The organism is Acidovorax sp. 106 (assembly GCF_003663825.1).
Lineage (GTDB): Bacteria > Pseudomonadota > Gammaproteobacteria > Burkholderiales > Burkholderiaceae_C > Acidovorax.
Map to the genome: position 1 here is coordinate 4,852,001 of NZ_RCCC01000001.1, position 16,064 is coordinate 4,868,064.

Annotated in this window: 13 protein-coding genes; 9 read left to right on the top strand and 4 right to left on the bottom strand. The window is 64.2% G+C overall.

Features of this window, described 5'->3' with window-relative positions:
- Positions 1 to 4 precede the first annotated feature (4 nt).
- From C8C98_RS21350 to C8C98_RS21385, 8 genes are all read left to right on the top strand, one after another.
- A complete protein-coding gene (locus C8C98_RS21350; protein WP_121455904.1) occupies positions 5 to 901 on the top strand; it encodes an amino acid ABC transporter substrate-binding protein in 897 nt (298 codons plus the stop codon).
- 110 nt (positions 902 to 1,011) lie between these two features.
- Positions 1,012 to 1,851 (top strand): presqualene diphosphate synthase HpnD, encoded by an 840-nt coding sequence (hpnD, locus tag C8C98_RS21355; protein ID WP_121456443.1) that lies wholly within the window; start codon positions 1,012 to 1,014, stop codon positions 1,849 to 1,851.
- The gene (gene hpnE / locus C8C98_RS21360) at positions 1,851 to 3,212 is read left to right on the top strand and encodes a hydroxysqualene dehydroxylase HpnE (RefSeq protein ID WP_121455905.1); all 1,362 of its coding nucleotides are present in this window, start codon (positions 1,851 to 1,853) and stop codon (positions 3,210 to 3,212) included. Before hpnD ends, hpnE begins: the two co-directional genes overlap by 1 nt.
- A 267-nt stretch (positions 3,213 to 3,479) precedes the next feature.
- Positions 3,480 to 6,896 carry a PAS domain-containing protein gene (locus C8C98_RS21365; RefSeq protein WP_121455906.1) on the top strand — a complete coding sequence of 1,139 codons (3,417 nt, stop codon included), beginning with the start codon at positions 3,480 to 3,482 and terminating at the stop codon, positions 6,894 to 6,896.
- A gap of 133 nt (positions 6,897 to 7,029) precedes the next feature.
- Positions 7,030 to 8,034, top strand: a complete 1,005-nt coding sequence (locus tag C8C98_RS21370) for a tripartite tricarboxylate transporter substrate binding protein (RefSeq protein ID WP_121455907.1) — start codon at positions 7,030 to 7,032, stop codon at positions 8,032 to 8,034.
- A gap of 229 nt (positions 8,035 to 8,263) precedes the next feature.
- Positions 8,264 to 8,929, top strand: coding sequence for a response regulator (locus tag C8C98_RS21375; RefSeq protein ID WP_099741495.1), 666 nt, complete (start codon positions 8,264 to 8,266; stop codon positions 8,927 to 8,929).
- Between the two features lie 9 nt (positions 8,930 to 8,938).
- The gene (locus C8C98_RS21380) at positions 8,939 to 10,390 is read left to right on the top strand and encodes a sensor histidine kinase (RefSeq protein ID WP_121455908.1); all 1,452 of its coding nucleotides are present in this window, start codon (positions 8,939 to 8,941) and stop codon (positions 10,388 to 10,390) included.
- A gap of 31 nt (positions 10,391 to 10,421) precedes the next feature.
- Positions 10,422 to 11,456 carry a tripartite tricarboxylate transporter substrate-binding protein gene (locus C8C98_RS21385; RefSeq protein ID WP_121455909.1) on the top strand — a complete coding sequence of 345 codons (1,035 nt, stop codon included), beginning with the start codon at positions 10,422 to 10,424 and terminating at the stop codon, positions 11,454 to 11,456.
- A gap of 34 nt (positions 11,457 to 11,490) precedes the next feature.
- On the opposite strand, the gene C8C98_RS21390 is transcribed toward C8C98_RS21385, so the two are convergent.
- The 4 genes from C8C98_RS21390 to C8C98_RS21405 form a co-directional block, all read right to left on the bottom strand.
- On the bottom strand, positions 11,491 to 12,816 hold the full coding sequence (locus tag C8C98_RS21390) for a hemolysin family protein (protein ID WP_121455910.1): 1,326 nt from the start codon (positions 12,814 to 12,816) through the stop codon (positions 11,491 to 11,493).
- A 158-nt stretch (positions 12,817 to 12,974) separates the two neighbouring features.
- On the bottom strand, positions 12,975 to 13,187 hold the full coding sequence (locus tag C8C98_RS21395) for a DUF2788 domain-containing protein (protein ID WP_099655904.1): 213 nt from the start codon (positions 13,185 to 13,187) through the stop codon (positions 12,975 to 12,977).
- Positions 13,184 to 14,032 carry a DUF2189 domain-containing protein gene (locus tag C8C98_RS21400; RefSeq protein WP_121456444.1) on the bottom strand — a complete coding sequence of 283 codons (849 nt, stop codon included), beginning with the start codon at positions 14,030 to 14,032 and terminating at the stop codon, positions 13,184 to 13,186. The genes C8C98_RS21395 and C8C98_RS21400 overlap by 4 nt, the downstream gene beginning before the upstream one ends.
- Positions 14,033 to 14,113: 81 nt before the next feature.
- Positions 14,114 to 14,854 carry an HAD family hydrolase gene (locus tag C8C98_RS21405; protein ID WP_121455911.1) on the bottom strand — a complete coding sequence of 247 codons (741 nt, stop codon included), beginning with the start codon at positions 14,852 to 14,854 and terminating at the stop codon, positions 14,114 to 14,116.
- 59 nt (positions 14,855 to 14,913) lie between these two features.
- Here C8C98_RS21405 and hemH point away from each other — a divergent pair, with 59 nt between their 5' ends.
- Positions 14,914 to 16,029, top strand: a complete 1,116-nt coding sequence (hemH, locus tag C8C98_RS21410) for a ferrochelatase (protein ID WP_121455912.1) — start codon at positions 14,914 to 14,916, stop codon at positions 16,027 to 16,029.
- Positions 16,030 to 16,064: the final 35 nt, after the last annotated feature.

The following is a 16,064-nucleotide window of genomic DNA, read 5'->3' on the forward strand; positions in this document are numbered from 1 at the left end:
CAAGATGCAACTCTCCTCCAACCTGCGTCCCTGGGCTCTGATGGCAGCCCTGGCTGTGGCCAGCGTCCCCGCATTCGCCCAAGACACGCTCTCGCGCATCGCCAGCTCTGGCGAATTGCGCCTGGGGCACCGTGAAAAGTCTCTGCCGTTTTCGTACAAGGACACGGCCTCCGGCAAGGTCCAGGGCTATACGGTCGATATCTGCCTGCAGATTTTTGAAGAGATCAAAAAAGAACTGAAACGCCCCGACCTGCGCGTGAACTACCTGCTGGTGGACGGCAAGAACCGCATCTCCGACGTGAAGGACAACGTGGTCGATCTGGAGTGCGGCGGCACCGCCAATACGGCGGCGCGACAAAAGGAGATTGCCTTCAGCCACCACATCTTTGTGGCGTCGTCGGCCTTCCTGGTGCGCAAGAACTCCAACATCAAGACGCTGGACGACCTGCAAGGCAAAAAGATCGCGGTGCAGGGCAAAACCACCAACGAAAACCTGCTGCGTGCCAACGAACGCACCTTCACCCGCAAGTTCAACTACGTGTTGGTCGAAAGCACCCTGGACGCAGTGAACGCACTGGCCAAGGGGGAGGCCGATGCCGCCTTTGCCGACGATGCCGGCATCTGGATCCCGCTGACCCGCCTGGGCAAGTCCATGAACGACTACCAGTTCCTGGAAAAGCGCTTGTCGGTGGAGCCCTACAGCATCGGGTTGCGCAAGGGCGACCCCAAGTTCAAAGAGCTAGTGGACCGCGTCACGCGCCGCATGATCCAAAACGGCGAAATGACTGCGCTGTACAAGAAATGGTTCAGTTCTGATCAAGGCACCCTGCCCATCAGCATGTTCATGAAGGAAGCCCTGCGCCGCCCCAGTGACATTGGCGTAGAGCAAATCGCTTTCTAAACAAGCCCCGGCTGCGCTGTGGCTGGCAATTGCCTCCCAAGGGTGAGGCCTGCCAGCACAGCGCTAAATCTTGGATGCAGGCCCCGCAGCCCATGGGACAATCCCGCCCCATGACACCGGAACAGTACGTCCAACAAAAAGCCGCCGCCTCGGGCAGCAGCTTCTATTACGCCTTCTTGTTCCTGCCAGCGCCCCGGCGCGCCGCCATCACGGCGTTCTACGCCTTTTGCCGCGAGGTCGATGACGTCGTTGACGAAGTCTCGGACCCGGGCGTTGCGCGCACCAAACTCGCCTGGTGGCAAGCCGAAGTGGCCAAGGCCTTTGGCGGCCAGCCCACCCACCCGGTGATGCAGGCCCTGATGCCGCACACCCAAGACTACGGGATTGAGCAGCGGCACCTGCAAGCCGTCATCGACGGCTGCCAGATGGACCTGGAACAGACCCGCTACCTTGATTTTGCGGGCCTCAAGGGCTACTGCCACTTGGTGGCAGGTATTGTGGGCGAGGTTGCTGCGCGCATTTTTGGCCAGACCGACGAGCGCACCACGCAATATGCCCACACGCTGGGCCTGGCGTTCCAGCTCACCAACATCATCCGCGACGTGGGCGAAGACGCCATGCTGGGCCGCATCTACCTGCCCGTGAGTGAGTTGCAGCAGTTTGATGTGAAGGCGCACGAAATCCTCAAGCGCCAGTACTCCGACAAGTTCACCGCCCTGATGCGCTTTCAGGCCGAACGTGCACACAGCTTGTACGACGAAGCCCTGGCCATGCTGCCTGCGGCAGACCGGCGCACCCAAAAGCCCGGGCTGATGATGGCCAGCATCTACCGCACCTTGCTGCGGGAAATCGAGCACGAGAACTTCCAGGTGCTGCACCAGCGCATTCGCCTCACGCCGCTGCGCAAGTTCTGGCTGGCATGGAAGGTCCAGGCCCTGGGGCGCATGTGATGCGCGTGGCCGTGATAGGCGGTGGCTGGGCTGGCATGGCCGCCGCCGTGGCGCTGGCGCAAAGCGGCAGCCAAGTCACCGTGCTGGAAGCCGCGCGCACCCTGGGCGGGCGGGCCCGGCGCGTACCTGTGACCGGGGCCAATGGTGCCGAGCTCTCGCTCGACAACGGCCAGCACATCCTGATCGGTGCCTACACCCACACCCTGGGCCTGATGCGCACGGTGGGCATTGATGTGCCCAGCGCCCTGCTGCGCACCCCGCTGGCCTTGACCTACGCCGACCAGACCGGGCTGCAACTGCCCGACCTGCCCCCCCCATGGGACGCCCTGGTGGGCGTGGCCCGCGCCCGGGGCTGGCGCTGGGCCGACAAGCTGGCTTTGCTGCGCGCCTGTGCAGGCTGGCAAATCCGAGGGTTTCAGTGCGACGCGCACTGGTCGGTGGCGCAGCTGTGCCACGGCCTCACGCCACGCCTGCTGCAAGAGTTCATTGAGCCCTTGTGCGTATCGGCCCTGAACACCCCGGCCCACGAGGCCAGCGCACAGGTGTTTTTGCGCGTGCTGCGTGACAGCCTCTTCAGTGGCCGGGGTGGCTCCAACCTGCTGCTGCCCCGCATGGACCTGGGCGCCTTGTTCCCCGAGGCAGCAGCCCGGTGGCTGGCGACGCAAGGCGCCACCGTGCACACCGGCCAGCGTGTGCAGCAACTCCAGCACACCCACACAGGTGCCGCCGAAGGCTGGCGGGTGGATGGCGCGCCTTTTGACGCCGTGGTGCTGGCCACGCACAGCACCGAATCCGCCCGCCTGGTGCGCGCGGCCTTGCCCAGCTTGCCTCACGCAGCACAAGCCCCGATGGCCCAGTGGGCAGACACCGCCCAAGCACTGCACTTCACTGCCATCGGTACCGTGTATGCCCTGGCTCCACACGCGGCAGACACGACAGGCATGGGCCACACCTTGGCGCAGCCCATGCTGGCGCTGCGCCCAACACCGCAGGAACCTGCCCAGTTTGTGTTTGACCGCAGCCACCTGGGTGGCCCACCCGGCTTGCTGGCTTTTGTCGTGAGTGCCAGCGAGCAAGACCGCGCCACGCTGGAGCACCAAGTGCTGCAACAGGCACAGCGCCAGCTGGGTCTGAGTGGGCTCGTCCCACTGCAGACCGTGGTGGAAAAACGTGCCACCTTCGCCTGCACCCCTGCCCTGCAACGCCCTGCCGTGGCGCTGCTGCCCAGCTTGTGCGCAGCGGGTGACTACACGGAAGGCCCCTACCCAGCCACGCTGGAAGGCGCAACCATGAGCGGCCTGAAGGCCGCTCAACACCTGCTGGGCCGCAACCCCATTCCAGCCTCTGCCGCCGTCTCTTGAGCCGCGTCAAATACCCTGCATTCGCCCCATGAATGTCAGGGATCGCTGTCTTGATCTCACATCAAGACCCGTTACAACCTGCTACGCGGCGATAAAATGGACAGCAATGCAGCCCAATGACCGCCTACCGGTCCTCTCCCAGAACGCGGTGTGTATCGGTACACCGCCCACGGCCAGACTGCCTACCACAGGCGCGCTGGCCCAAGCCCTTGGCTGCACCGCGGGGCCTCCAGCCTCCCCTCCCATGCCGCCCATCGGAAGTGCGCCATGAAAAAAATCCTCGCCCAATGGCGCATTGCTGGCACCCTGGTATTGCTGTTGTTGGCCTGTGCGGCTTATTGGTGGCAGCTTCTGGGCCAACAACGTGATCAGCTCGCCTTTGCTCAAGCGCAAACCGAGTTGCGGGCCAGCCAGGTTTCGCGCACGTTGGCAGTGCAGGTGGGTACGCTGATGGGCGGCCTTGAATATCTAGCACGCAACCTGGCAATACTGTACGAAAGCGATCCGCAGCATGCCTTCCAGTTGGCAGCAGGCAATGCGTTGGCCACTTTTCCGCCCGGTAGCCTCTTGCAGATTGCCGTCGCAGCCGCCAATGGACAGATCGTCTACTCCTCATTGACACCATCCGACGGGCTACAGACCAATGCGGTCTCGATAGAAGACCGTGCGCATTTTCAGGCCCATACGCTGAACGCTGGGCAACGCATCTACATCAGCCGTCCGACCCTGGGGCGCCTCTCGGGCCAATGGTCAGTGCAAATGTCTTACCCGGTGGAACACCAAGGAGGCTTTGGTGGCGTGGTGGTGCTGTCGGTCAATCCAGAGTACCTCTCACGCAACTTTCGTGAAGTGTTCACTCAAGGCAAAGACGTGGCACTGCTGGTTCGCGCCGACGGGGCCTATTTGGCGCGCTCCCATCTGCAAAGCGAAGTGCTGGACCAGAACATGCCGCCTGAGCGCGAGTTTCTGAGCCACCCCGAGCGCAACAGCGGGCTGTACCAAAGCCCCGCCTCCGTCGATGGCATAGAGCGGCTGTATGCCTGGCAGCGCCTGGCCAACTACCCCCTCGTCGTCAGCGTAGGGCTGGGACGCGACCAAGCTTTGGCGACTACACGCATTGCCGTGCGCGAAAGCCGCTGGCGCAATGCGCTGGGCACAGGGGCCTTGCTTTTGGCTGCCACCTGGATTGCCGTTCTGTTTGCACGGCAAAAGCAGGACCACATGCAGCTGCAGCGCCACAAGCAACGCTACAGCCTGGCGCTGGAGGGCGGCAAGCTGGGCACCTGGTACTGGCCCTTGGGCGCAGACGAGATGCACTTTGATGTGCGCTGGCCCACCCTGCTCGGATTGCCACCGCAAGCCCAGCAATTGAATCAGCAGCAATTGCAGGCCTTCATGCACCCCAGCGACTGGGTCAAATGGCGTGATGCGTTGCAAGCCCATGTCCGGGGAGAGACGGATTACTTTGAAGCCGAACCCCGGCTGCGGCACCAAAACGGCCAATGGATTTGGGTGCACCTGCGCGGAAAGCTGGTGGACCCAGATACGACGCAGACGACGCCCCACATCGCAGGCACCTACCTGGATGTCACCCAACGGCATGAGGCGGAAGCCGCGCGTGCCGAGATGCAAACGCGCCTGTCCAAACTGCTGGCACAGGTGCCAGGCATGGTTTACCAGTTCCGGCTGCGCACGGACGGCAGCGCCTGTTTTCCTTATGCCAGTCCGGGCATCATGGACATCTACGGCATCACGCCCGAGCCGGTGCAAACCGATGCACACCAAGCCTTTGCCAGTGTGCATCCGGAGGACATGGATCGATTGGCGGCCAGCATCCGGCAGTCTGCAGACTCGCTGGAGGCCTGGTCCTTTGAATGGCGCCAAATACGACCTGATGGCGAAGTCCGCTGGCTGGCAGGCAGAGCCAACCCCGAGCGTGAGCCCGATGGCAGCACCTTATGGCACGGCTACATCCACGATGTGACCGAGCAGCACGCCATGGTGGAGACGCTGCGCCGCAGCGAAGCCCGGCTGCGCCTGACCATGGCGGCCGTTCAAGACGGGCTGTGGGAGTGGGACACGCACTCCGACACCATTCTGATGGACACCCGTTGCCACGAAATCCTGGGCTATGCCACTCTGCCAGCGCCCCTGCATGTGAACACCTGGAGGCGCCTGGTACACCCTGACGACCGTCCGTCCGTACTCACCACGCTGCAACGCCAAGTCGCGCTAGGACAGCCTTTTGACGTAGAGGCGCGCCTGCGCACCAAACAAGGCACGTGGCGATGGGTGGAGATCAGAGGCAAGGTCGCCCCCGACGCCACAGGGCAGTCGGCGCTGGTGATCGGTACGCAGACAGACATCACCCAACGCATGCAGGAGGCACACCTGCGCCGTGCGCTGCTCGACAACGCAGCGGCAGCCCTGCTCATCACCACCCCCGAGCGCACCATTGCACTGGCCAATCAACGCGCGGTGGAAACCTTCTCTGAAGACGGACTGCCTTTGCAGGGCAAAAGCACCCAGGCCCTGCACCGCCACGAAGCGTCTTACGCACAATTTCGCCAATATGTGGACACCGTGCGCCTGCACGGCGCGGTGCAGGTGGAATACCTGCTGCGCACGGCCACCGGTGCGCTGCGCTGGTTCTCGATGCGCGGCACGCCGCTGGACCCAGAACACCCCGAAGGCGACATTGTGTGGACGCTGGTGGACACCACAGAGCGGCGCGAAACGGAAGAGGCACTGGCGACCGCCCAGGCCCATTTGCTGGAGGTGATTCAGCACTTCCCGGGGGGCGTGCTGGTACAAAACCAGGCAGGCGACGCCGTGGTCATCAACCAGGCCATGTGCGATCTATTCAACGTGCCCGCGCGCTCCGAGGACCTGGTTGGCTGCGATCGCGAGGCGCTGCTGGCGCTGGTGCCCCCTGAAGCCAGGGCCGTGCTTCCCTCACGCGAAAACCCACACAACGAGGGCTCCAGTGCGAGCTATGAAGTCACATTGCAAGACGGGCGCACCACACGCATCGACCTGATCCTGATGCGCACCGGAAGGGGAGACGACCTGGGCAGGCTGTGGCTGGCGCAAGACATCACCGAGCGCCGCCGCCACGAACGCACGCTGGAGCGGCTGGCCGCCACAGACACACTCACCGGCTTGCCCAACCGGCGCGCCTTCATGGCCCGACTGGAGGCAGAAATCACCCACATTGCCCATGGTGCCCCACCGGCCATGGTGCTGATGCTGGACCTGGACCACTTCAAACGGGTAAACGACACCTGGGGCCACGCCACGGGCGACCAGGTGCTCATGCACTTGGCCAAGCTGCTGCGAGGCAACCTGCTGCGCAAGGACGACATGGCAGGGCGCCTGGGTGGTGAAGAGTTTGCGGTGCTGCTGCCAGACACCACCGTACCAGAGGGTCTGGGGATTGCGGAGCGCTTGCGCGCCGCGCTGGAGCATAGCCAGATACTGAGCGACACAGGTCAGGCCGTCCGGGTCACCATGAGCGTGGGCGCCTGCACCGTGGGCACCCACTCGGGCAGCACCCTGGCCAGCGCCGATGCTGCGCTCTATGAAGCCAAGAACACCGGTCGCAACCGCGTCGTACAGGCACCAGCGTCTGCGACGGCTGCGCCTGACCTGCCCCACGGCGGCCCGACACAACCGCCACACTGACAGCATTCCGAAAGCTAGCGCGCGGCAACATGCTCTGGATTTCAGGCGTTGCTGAACCCATCCATCATGGACGACCAAGGCAAGCCGCGCCATCATTCACCACCACATCACAACAACACCAGGAGACACGACCATGTTGGAAAGCACCCTTTCCCTTCACCCCACAAGACGCCAGTGGCTGAGCGCAGGCTCCGCTCTGACCCTGGGCGCAATGCTGCCGTCCCTGGCCTCTGCACAAGCAGCCTGGCCCAGCAAGTCGGTGCGCTTTGTCGTGCCCTTTGCGCCCGGCGGCAGCTCTGAAATCGTAGCCCGCTCCACGGCGGCCGAGCTGTCCAAAACCCTCGGTCAGAGCGTGTTCGTAGACAACAAGCCGGGCGCGGCAGGCAACATTGCCATGTCGGAAGTGGCACGCGCTGAAGACCAACACACCCTCATCCTGGGACACATCGGCACCCTGGCGGTCAACCCATTCATCTTTGACAAGCTGCCCTACGACGCCAACAAGGACTTCAAGCCCGTGAGCCTGCTGGCCAAGGTGCCCAGCCTGTACGTGGTGCACCCCGATGTGCCGGCGAAGAACCTCAAGGAATTCATTGCCTACGCAAAGAAGAACCCCGGCAAGCTCAGCTATGGGTCTGCAGGCAATGGCAGCGCCGGTCACTTGGCGTTTGAATACCTGAAGATGACAGCCGATCTGTTCATGCTGCACGTGCCCTACCGTGGCACCGGCCCCATGATGACCGACCTGCTGTCGGGCCGCCTTGAGGCTTCAGCCGTGGGCGCAGCCGCCATGCTGCCGTTCATCAAATCCGGCAAAGTGCGTTGCATTGCCACAGGCTCAACCAAGCGGTTGCCGCAACTGCCCGATGTTCCGACCGTGGCCGAGCAAGGCTTTCCGGGGTTTGAGATGACACAGTGGTACGGCATGCTCGCGCCTGCCAACATGCCTGCCGCCAACCTCGACAAGCTCTCGGCAGAAACCATGAAAGCCGTCAAAGCCCCAGCCTCGCTGGAGCGTCTCAACGCCGATGCGGCAGAGGCCATTGGCGGCACACCGGCACAATTTGCGCAGTTCATCGCCGCTGAGCAAGAGCGCTGGAAGAAGGTGCTGCTGCGCGCCAAGGTCAAACCAGATTAACCCCCTGAGCCGCTTCGCGTCTTCCCCCTATCTCTCGCCCCGCTGCGCGAGTCGGGAAGGGGGACGCAGTCGGTGCGGCGGGGCAGCCCTTGCACGGCCGCGTAGCCTGGGCAGCGCGTGCTCGCAGGCTGACTGCTGGCGCTTGCGCGCCGTAACCGCCCCCCGTTGTATGGTCCACTGCTGAATGCAAGCGCTACGCCATCCGCACAAACGGTAGCATCGTCCCATCATGCGCATCCTTTTGGCCGAAGACGAACACAGCCTGGGCACCTGGCTCAGCCGTGCGCTGGAGCACGCAGGCATTCAGGTCGAGTGGGTGACCGACGGGCGCATGGCCGACCGGGCACTGCAGCAGTCTGACTACGACGCACTGGTGCTGGACCTGGGACTGCCAGGGCTGGACGGGCAGACCGTGTTACAGCGCCTGCGCGAACGCGATCAGCGCTTGCCCGCACTGATCCTTACGGCCCGCAGCTCACTGGAGGAGCGCGTGCGCTCGCTCAACGCCGGGGCCGATGATTTTTTGGCCAAACCCTTCGAGCTGGCCGAGCTGGAGGCGCGATTGCACGCACTGGTGCGCCGCGCGCGCGGCACAGAGCACCCGCGCCTGGCCTGCGGGTCGCTGGTGTACGACAGCGCCCGCAAGCAATTCACGCTGCAAGGTGCGCCCCTGCCCCTATCACCCCGCGAGCAAGCGGTGCTGCGGGTGCTGGTACAGCGCAGTGGCGAGCCTTTTTCCAAACAACAGATTCTGGACCGCGTCTTCTCGGACGACGAGGACGTGCACCCCGAAGCCGTGGAAGTGTTTGTGCACCGACTGCGCAAACGCCTGGAGGGCAGCGGCGTGCGCATCACCACCCTGCGAGGGTTGGGCTACGCACTGGAGTGCGACTGAATGCGGCCGATGCCACAGGCCGCTGAGACGCAAAAGGCACCACAGCAACCCCACAGGCAGCGCCCCCGCACCCGGCTGTGGCAACGTTTGGCACTGGTGCTGCTCCCTCTTTTGGCGCTGGTCACGGTGCTGGAGCTGTGGATGACACGCCACGACGCCCTCGAAGCTGCCAATGCAGCCTATGACCGCTCGCTGCTGGGAGCACTCAAGGCCATTGATGCAGGCATATCGACCGCGTCGGGCGGGCTGTCGGCCGAACTGCCCTACAGCATGCTCGAATTTTTTGAGCTGACCGCCAGCGGCTCGGTGTATTTCCGCGTGGCGTCCTCCGACGCGCTGGTTGAACTGGGCAACGCCGATTTACCCCTGCCACCCGACCCCTTGGCACCCGGCGTGCCGCGCTTTTACGACGCCAGCTACTTTGGCGAATCGCTGCGGCTCGTGGCCTACCAGCGCCCCACGCCGCCCACCGCCGTTGCAGCAGAGGCTGCGCCAGGTGTTTTGGTGCAGGTGGGGGAAAGCACACAGTCGCGCCAGGACTTCACCCAGCGTTTTGTGCGCCGCGCAGCACTGCGCGACGGATTGATCCTGGCGCTGATGGTGCTGGGCTCGGCAGGCACGCTGGCCTTGGCGCTGCGCCCCTTGGCCCGTCTGGCGCAAGAAGTGCAAGACCGCAACCCTGAAGACCTGGACCCGATAGCCCCCCAAGACTTGCCTGCTGACATCCTGCCGCTGGTCTCGGCAGTCAACCAACACATGGCGCGCAGCCAGGCGCTGATTGCGCAGCAGCGCCAGTTTTTGGACGATGCCTCCCACCAGTTGCGCACGCACCTGACCACTTTGCAAATGCAGATCGACTGCGCCCGGCGCGAGCCCGACAGTGCCGTGGTGCAAAGCACGCTGGAAGCCCTGGGCGCAGAAATATCCCGCGCCACGCGGAGCACACAGCAACTGCTAGCACTGGGCCGCAGTGATACGGCGGCCCTGGACTGCGCCCCCACGGACCTGGCCGCCCTGCTGCGCAGCGTGGCGCTGGAGCTGCTGCCCCAGGCCCGCGCCAAGCAGATTGACTTTGGCATCCACCCCCCATCGCCATCGCGCAACATGGCCTTGGCAGATGCCCACCTGATGCGCGAGGCCCTGACCAACCTGGCCGCCAATGCCATTGCCTACACACCGGCGGGCGGCACGGTCACACTGGCAGCCGCTGGCGATGATCTGGGCTGGAGCCTGAGTGTGGAAGACGACGGGCCTGGTTTGAACGAGGAAGAACGCGCCACACTGGGCCAGCGCTTTCGGCGGGGGGCACAAGCCAAGGCGCCTGGTTCGGGGCTTGGGCTGGCCATTGCGCGCTCCATCGCGCAGCGGCACCAAGGCACACTGCGGCTGCAGGCGTGCGAGCATGGCCCGGGGCTGCGGGTGTTGGTATGGTGGCCAGCACCGGCTCCCAACGGGGCGTGACCATAATCAGGCCCCGCAGCCCACCCGCCCCATGTTTGCCCCAACCCACCCGACTCTCACTCCATCGCGCCGCCAAGCCCTGCAAGCCGCCGCTGCCGCGCTGCTGCCCTGCGGCAGTTGGGCTGCTGATGCCGTGGCCCCGTTCGCAGGCGCCGAGTGCATTGCTCCCTCCAAACCCGGTGGCGGCTTTGATCTGACCTGTGCTGTGGCATCACAGGCCATCGCCAGGGTACGGCCCCAGGCCAACGCACTGCACACCCGCTACCTGCCGGGAGGCATCGGCGCCGTGGCGTTTGACCAGACTGCCAGTGGGCGGCTGGGGGGACCGGGCACCCTGGTGGCGTTCTCCAGCGGGTCGCTGCTCAACATTGCACAAGGGCGCTTTGGCCCCCACCCGGTGCAGGCCGTGCGCTGGATTGCCACCCTGGGCACCGACTACGGCGTGGTTGCCGTGCACCGCGACAGCCCCCACCACAGCCTGCCACAGCTGGTGCAAGCCCTGCGCGAAGCGCCCTCCAAGCAGGTGTTTGGCGCTGGCGGCACCCTGGGCAGCCAGGACTGGATGAAAGCAGCCCTGCTGGTGCGGGCCGCAGAACAAGACCCACGCAAGATGCGCTTTGTGTCATTTGAAGGTGGTGGCGAAGCCATCAAGGCGCTGGAAAGCGGCCACCTGGGCGTGTTCACCGGCGATGCGGCAGAAGCCATGAAGGCCCTGTCCAAAGGCGCCCAGTTCAAGCTGCTGGCAGTGCTGGCCCCGGCCCGACTCCCGGGGCGGCTGCGCGATGTGCCCACAGCCACTGAGCAAGGCGTGGCGCTGGTGTGGCCCACCGTGCGGGGCGTTTATATGGCAGCAGGCACGCCAGAGGCCGCTGTGGCCGCGTGGACGGCCGCCTTTGAACAAGCCCACAGCGCCCCAGGTTACGCCGCGCTGTGCCAGGAGCATGGCTTGGCCCCCCACCGCATGACGGGAGCGGCACTGGAGGCATTTGTGCAAAAAAGCGTAGAAGACTACCGCGTACTGGCCAAGGAGCTGGGGCTGCGGTTATGGAAGGCCCCTGCGCCCTGACCCGTTCAATGGAGCGCATTGGGCTTGAAAAACCTCAGGCCGCAGGCTCGGCGCTGTCTGCGGGAGCATCGTCCGTGGTTTGCATGCGGGTGGCCAACACCTTGTCGATGGTCTTGCCATCCATGTCCACCACTTCGAGCTTCCAGTTTTCCCACTGCACGGTGTCTGTCACCTTGGGCAGGCGGCCCGTCAGCAGCATCACCATGCCACTGAGGGTGTGGTAGCGGCCGCGCTCTTCCTCAGGCACAGCGTCCAGGTTCAGGCGGTCCTTAAGCTCAGGCACGGGAATGTGCCCGTCGAGCAGCCAGCTGCCATCTTCGCGCTGTAACGCCCACGACGTTTCCGGGTCGCGTGGCTGAAACTCGCCGGTGATCGCTTCGATCAGGTCTTGCAGCGTGACGATGCCTTGCACCTCACCGTATTCGTCAATGACGAAGGCCATGTGCACGTCCGAGAGGCGGAAGTTGTCCAACAACTCCATGCCCGTGATGGTCTCAGGCACATACAGCGCAGTCTGCAGGGGCTGGTCGGCCAGCGTGTGCTTTGGGTCGCGCAGCGCGCGGGACAGCCACTGCCGCGCATTGATCACGCCCTGCAAGTGGTCCATGCCACCACGCACGACCGGGAAACGAGCATGGTCCGAGTCTTCAATACGCCGCAGATTTTCTTCAAACGGCGCGTCCAAATCCAAGCAAACCACATCGCCGCGCGGCACCATGAGCGAGCCAATCTGGCGGTCATCCAGGCGAAACACGTTGCGCACCATGGTGTGCTCGTGCGATTCGATCACTCCGGCAGTGGTGCCCTCCACCAGCATGGCGTGGATCTCTTCTTCCGTCACGGGGCTGCCGCTGGTTTCCTTCACGCCCAGCAAGCGCAGCAGCATGCGGGTAGAGCCCGAGAGCAACAACACAAAAGGCTTGGTGGCCAACGCCAGCAAATGGATGGGGCGCGCCACCAAACGGGCAAAGGTTTCGGGGTAAGACTGCCCGATGCGCTTGGGCACCAACTCGCCCACCACGATGGAGAAATAGGTGATGAGCAACACCACCAGGCCCGTGGCCGCGTAGCCGCCATAAGGCGCAGGCACGCCCACAGAGGCCAACCAGATCGCCAAAGGCTCGGCCAAAGCGGCCTCACCGACGATACCGTTGAGCACGCCAATCGACGTGATACCGATCTGGATGGTGGAGAGAAAACGCGTGGGGTCTTCCCCCAGTTTGACGGCAGCGGCTGCGCCGTTGTCGCCCTCATCAATCAACTTTTGCAGCCGGGCCTTACGCGCTGTGACGAGCGCAATCTCCGACATGGCAAAGACCCCATTGAGGCAGATGAGGGCGAACAGTATTGCTATTTCCATAAGAAGGGTGCCGAACGCACCCTGTGTACCAAGAAGCTATTGATTGTAAGAAACTCTGCAAAACGCTCATGAAAAGCACGCAGATACATGCACGTTGTGGCACGCAAGAAACATGCTTGGCTGGGCCTGCGACCGATATCGAGCCCCCTGAACAGAACTTACCGCTCAAGCCACCACTGGATGACCACCTTGGCCAAAAAACCGATGAACCCTACGCCCAAGCCCAGAAACAGCACAAAGGTGCCAAAGCGCCCCGCCTTGGACTCCCACGCCAGCTGGCCAATGATGAAGAGCATGTACAGGATGAACGCCCCCACCCCGTAGGTGAGGAAGAAGCCCGAAATTTGCGCTTCGGTAAAACCAAAAATCACGATGCCACTCCACTGCGTTGCCCTTGGGGTGCCGAGGTATCACGCAGCGGCAGGCTCGAAGCGTCCACCAGATCGCGATAGGCATGCCAGCTGGCATGGCCCAGCATGGGCATCACAAAAATCAGCCCCAGCAGCAAGGAGCCCAGCCCCAGCAGCGTAAAGCCCAGAATCAAAGCCGCCCAGAACGCCATGGGCAGCGGGTTGGCCACCACCACCTGCCAACTGGTCAACACGGCCAGGCGCAGCGAAGCGCGCCGGTCCAGCAGCAGCGGCATGGCCACCACGCTCGACGCAAAAATGGGCGCCGCCAGCAGGCTGCCCAGTGCCAGCCACAACTCAAACAACCAGCCATCGTTGGCCAGCACCACATGGCGCATGAAGTCCATGGGTGTGTTCACAGGAACCGGCGTCAGCAGCGTGATGAACGCCGCAGAAGTCAGTACCCAACCCGTGGCCGCCAGCGCCAGCAACAAGCCGAACTGCACCATGCACCAGTAGTCGTTGCCCCATTTGTTGATGTGGCTGTTTTGCCAGTTGAACCAGGTCTTTAGCACCACCGCCATGCCTGCGGGCTGGCGCTGCTCCAGCGCCCGGCTCAGGGCATACAGGCTGGTGGCCAGCACCGGCGCCACCACCATGAAACCCGACAACGCCCCCGCCAGCAACCAAAAGCGGTTGTGCGCCAGGGCCAGGATCACGCCGCCCAGGGCCGTCAGCGCCAGACCGTGGGCAAAGCTGATCCAGCCAGCGCGGGCCATGTCGCGCCAGGCCAGCACCAGCCACGTCATGGGCTGCATGAGGCCAATAGTGCGCACCTGCGGCAAGGAAAGCGGTGTTTTGGGCATGGCGGCTTCACCAATCGTCAAGCTAAACAGTCAAACAAACAAAGGAGCAAGGCAGGCTGCTGAACCGGGCCATCTCGGCCATCAACCCAGCAAACGGCACAGGTGGGTGAGGCTGCTCACGGTGGCGTGGGGCTGGGCGCCATGCGGCCACGCCTGCCCGGATGCGTTCAACCACACCGCCTGCATGCCTGCCCCCAGCGCGCCCAGGGCGTCGGCCGTAGCGTCGTCGCCCACGTGCAGCACCTCGTGCGGCTGCACCTGCACGGCGCGGGCGGCTTCCTGAAATATGCGGACATCGGGCTTGGGGGCGCCAAAGTCTTTGGCGTTGATGCTGGCCTTGAAGTAATGCCCAATGCCCACGCGGTGCACATCGGCGTTGCCGTTGGACAAAGCCACCACCGGGTAGCGGGTCGACAAAAAGGCCAGCGTGTCGTGCGCGTCGTCAAACAACTGCACGCGCTGGCGCTGGTCAAAAAACACATCGAAGGCCGGCTCGGCCAGCGTGGGCTCGTCCCCCGCCTGCACCAGCGCCATGCGGATGGATTCACGGCGCAAGGCACTCAGGTCGTGCTCCAGATCGGGCCGCAAGTTCACCATCTGGTTGCGGATAGCGCGCAGCGCTTCGGTGTTGGCAAACAGCCGGGCCGTGGCCGGAGCGTGCAATGCCAGCCACTGCAACAGCACCTCTTCGGCTTTGGCAATGGTGGGCCAGATGGGCCACAGGGTGTCGTCCAGGTCGATGGAAATGGCGCGGATGCGGCCCACGTCCAGCACCGGGGCGGGGTGGGAGGCTTGATGCGCATCAAGAGAGGGGACAAGCATAGGGTTCTGAGAATACTCCACCGCAGCGAACGCCCCGGCGCATTTGCCACAATCGGCGCATGCGATCCCCCTTCCACCCAGAACCTCCCTACACCCATGGCCAACCAGAGCGCACTGCCGTGCTGCTGTGCAACCTGGGCACGCCTGACGAACCCACTGCGCCCGCATTGCGGCGCTACCTGGGCCAATTCCTGTCAGACCACCGCGTGGTCGAGATTCCCAAACTCGTCTGGATGCTGATCCTGCACGGCATCATCTTGCGCGTGCGCCCCGCCAAGTCGGCCGCCAAATACGCCAGCGTCTGGACGCCCGAGGGCTCGCCCCTGGCCGTGTGGACCACCAAGCAAGCCACCCTGCTGCGCGGCTGGCTGGGCCAGGCGGGGCACGGCGTGCTGGTGCGCCACGCCATGCGCTACGGCAACCCGTCCATCGCCAGCCAGCTCGACGCCCTCAAGGCCGAAGGGGCCACGCGCATCCTGGTGCTGCCGCTGTACCCGCAATACTCTGGAACCACTACCGCCAGCGTGTTCGACGCGGTCTACACCTGGGCCGCCCGCACCCGCAACGTGCCCGAGCTGCGCTTTGTCAACCACTACCACGACGACCCTGGCTACATCGACGCCCTGGCCCGCACCGTAGAAACCCACTGGAAGCGCCACGGCCAGCCAGACCAACTGGTGATGAGCTTTCACGGCGTGCCCGAGCGCACGCTGCACCTGGGCGACCCCTACCACTGCGAGGCCCGCAAGACGGGACGCCTGCTGGCCGAACGCCTGGGCCTGCGCGAAGACCGCTACCAAATCACCTTCCAATCGCGCTTTGGCAAGGCCAAGTGGCTGGAGCCCTACACCCAGCCCACCATCGAAGCCCTGGCCCAAAAAGGCACGCACCGTGTGGATGTGATTTGCCCCGGCTTTACCAGCGACTGCCTGGAAACGCTCGAAGAAATCAACATGGAAGTGCGCGAAGCCTTTTTGCACCACGGCGGCAAAGAATTTCACTACATCCCCTGCCTGAACGATAACCACGCCTGGATCGGCGCCCTGAGCCAGGTGGCCCAGCAGCACCTGCAAGGCTGGCCCACCGAAGTGGCCAGCGCAGCCGCGCTGGAAGATGCACGCCAGCACGCCCATGCAGGTGGCGCACCGCAGGGCCGCTGCCCGGTGGCACACTGACAAACGGTGTGCGCAACGCGTGCCCCACGCAATGC

Coding starts and splice junctions, on each gene's coding strand:
- C8C98_RS21370 (WP_121455907.1), top strand. CDS start 7,030: ATGTTGGAAAGCACCCTTTCCCTTCACCCCACAAGACGCCAGTGGCTG.
- C8C98_RS21405 (WP_121455911.1), bottom strand. CDS start 14,854: ATGCTTGTCCCCTCTCTTGATGCGCATCAAGCCTCCCACCCCGCCCCG.
- C8C98_RS21390 (WP_121455910.1), bottom strand. CDS start 12,816: ATGGAAATAGCAATACTGTTCGCCCTCATCTGCCTCAATGGGGTCTTT.
- C8C98_RS21365 (WP_121455906.1), top strand. CDS start 3,480: ATGAAAAAAATCCTCGCCCAATGGCGCATTGCTGGCACCCTGGTATTG.
- C8C98_RS21400 (WP_121456444.1), bottom strand. CDS start 14,032: ATGCCCAAAACACCGCTTTCCTTGCCGCAGGTGCGCACTATTGGCCTC.
- C8C98_RS21385 (WP_121455909.1), top strand. CDS start 10,422: ATGTTTGCCCCAACCCACCCGACTCTCACTCCATCGCGCCGCCAAGCC.
- hpnD (WP_121456443.1), top strand. CDS start 1,012: ATGACACCGGAACAGTACGTCCAACAAAAAGCCGCCGCCTCGGGCAGC.
- C8C98_RS21380 (WP_121455908.1), top strand. CDS start 8,939: ATGCCACAGGCCGCTGAGACGCAAAAGGCACCACAGCAACCCCACAGG.
- hpnE (WP_121455905.1), top strand. CDS start 1,851: ATGCGCGTGGCCGTGATAGGCGGTGGCTGGGCTGGCATGGCCGCCGCC.
- hemH (WP_121455912.1), top strand. CDS start 14,914: ATGCGATCCCCCTTCCACCCAGAACCTCCCTACACCCATGGCCAACCA.
- C8C98_RS21375 (WP_099741495.1), top strand. CDS start 8,264: ATGCGCATCCTTTTGGCCGAAGACGAACACAGCCTGGGCACCTGGCTC.
- C8C98_RS21350 (WP_121455904.1), top strand. CDS start 5: ATGCAACTCTCCTCCAACCTGCGTCCCTGGGCTCTGATGGCAGCCCTG.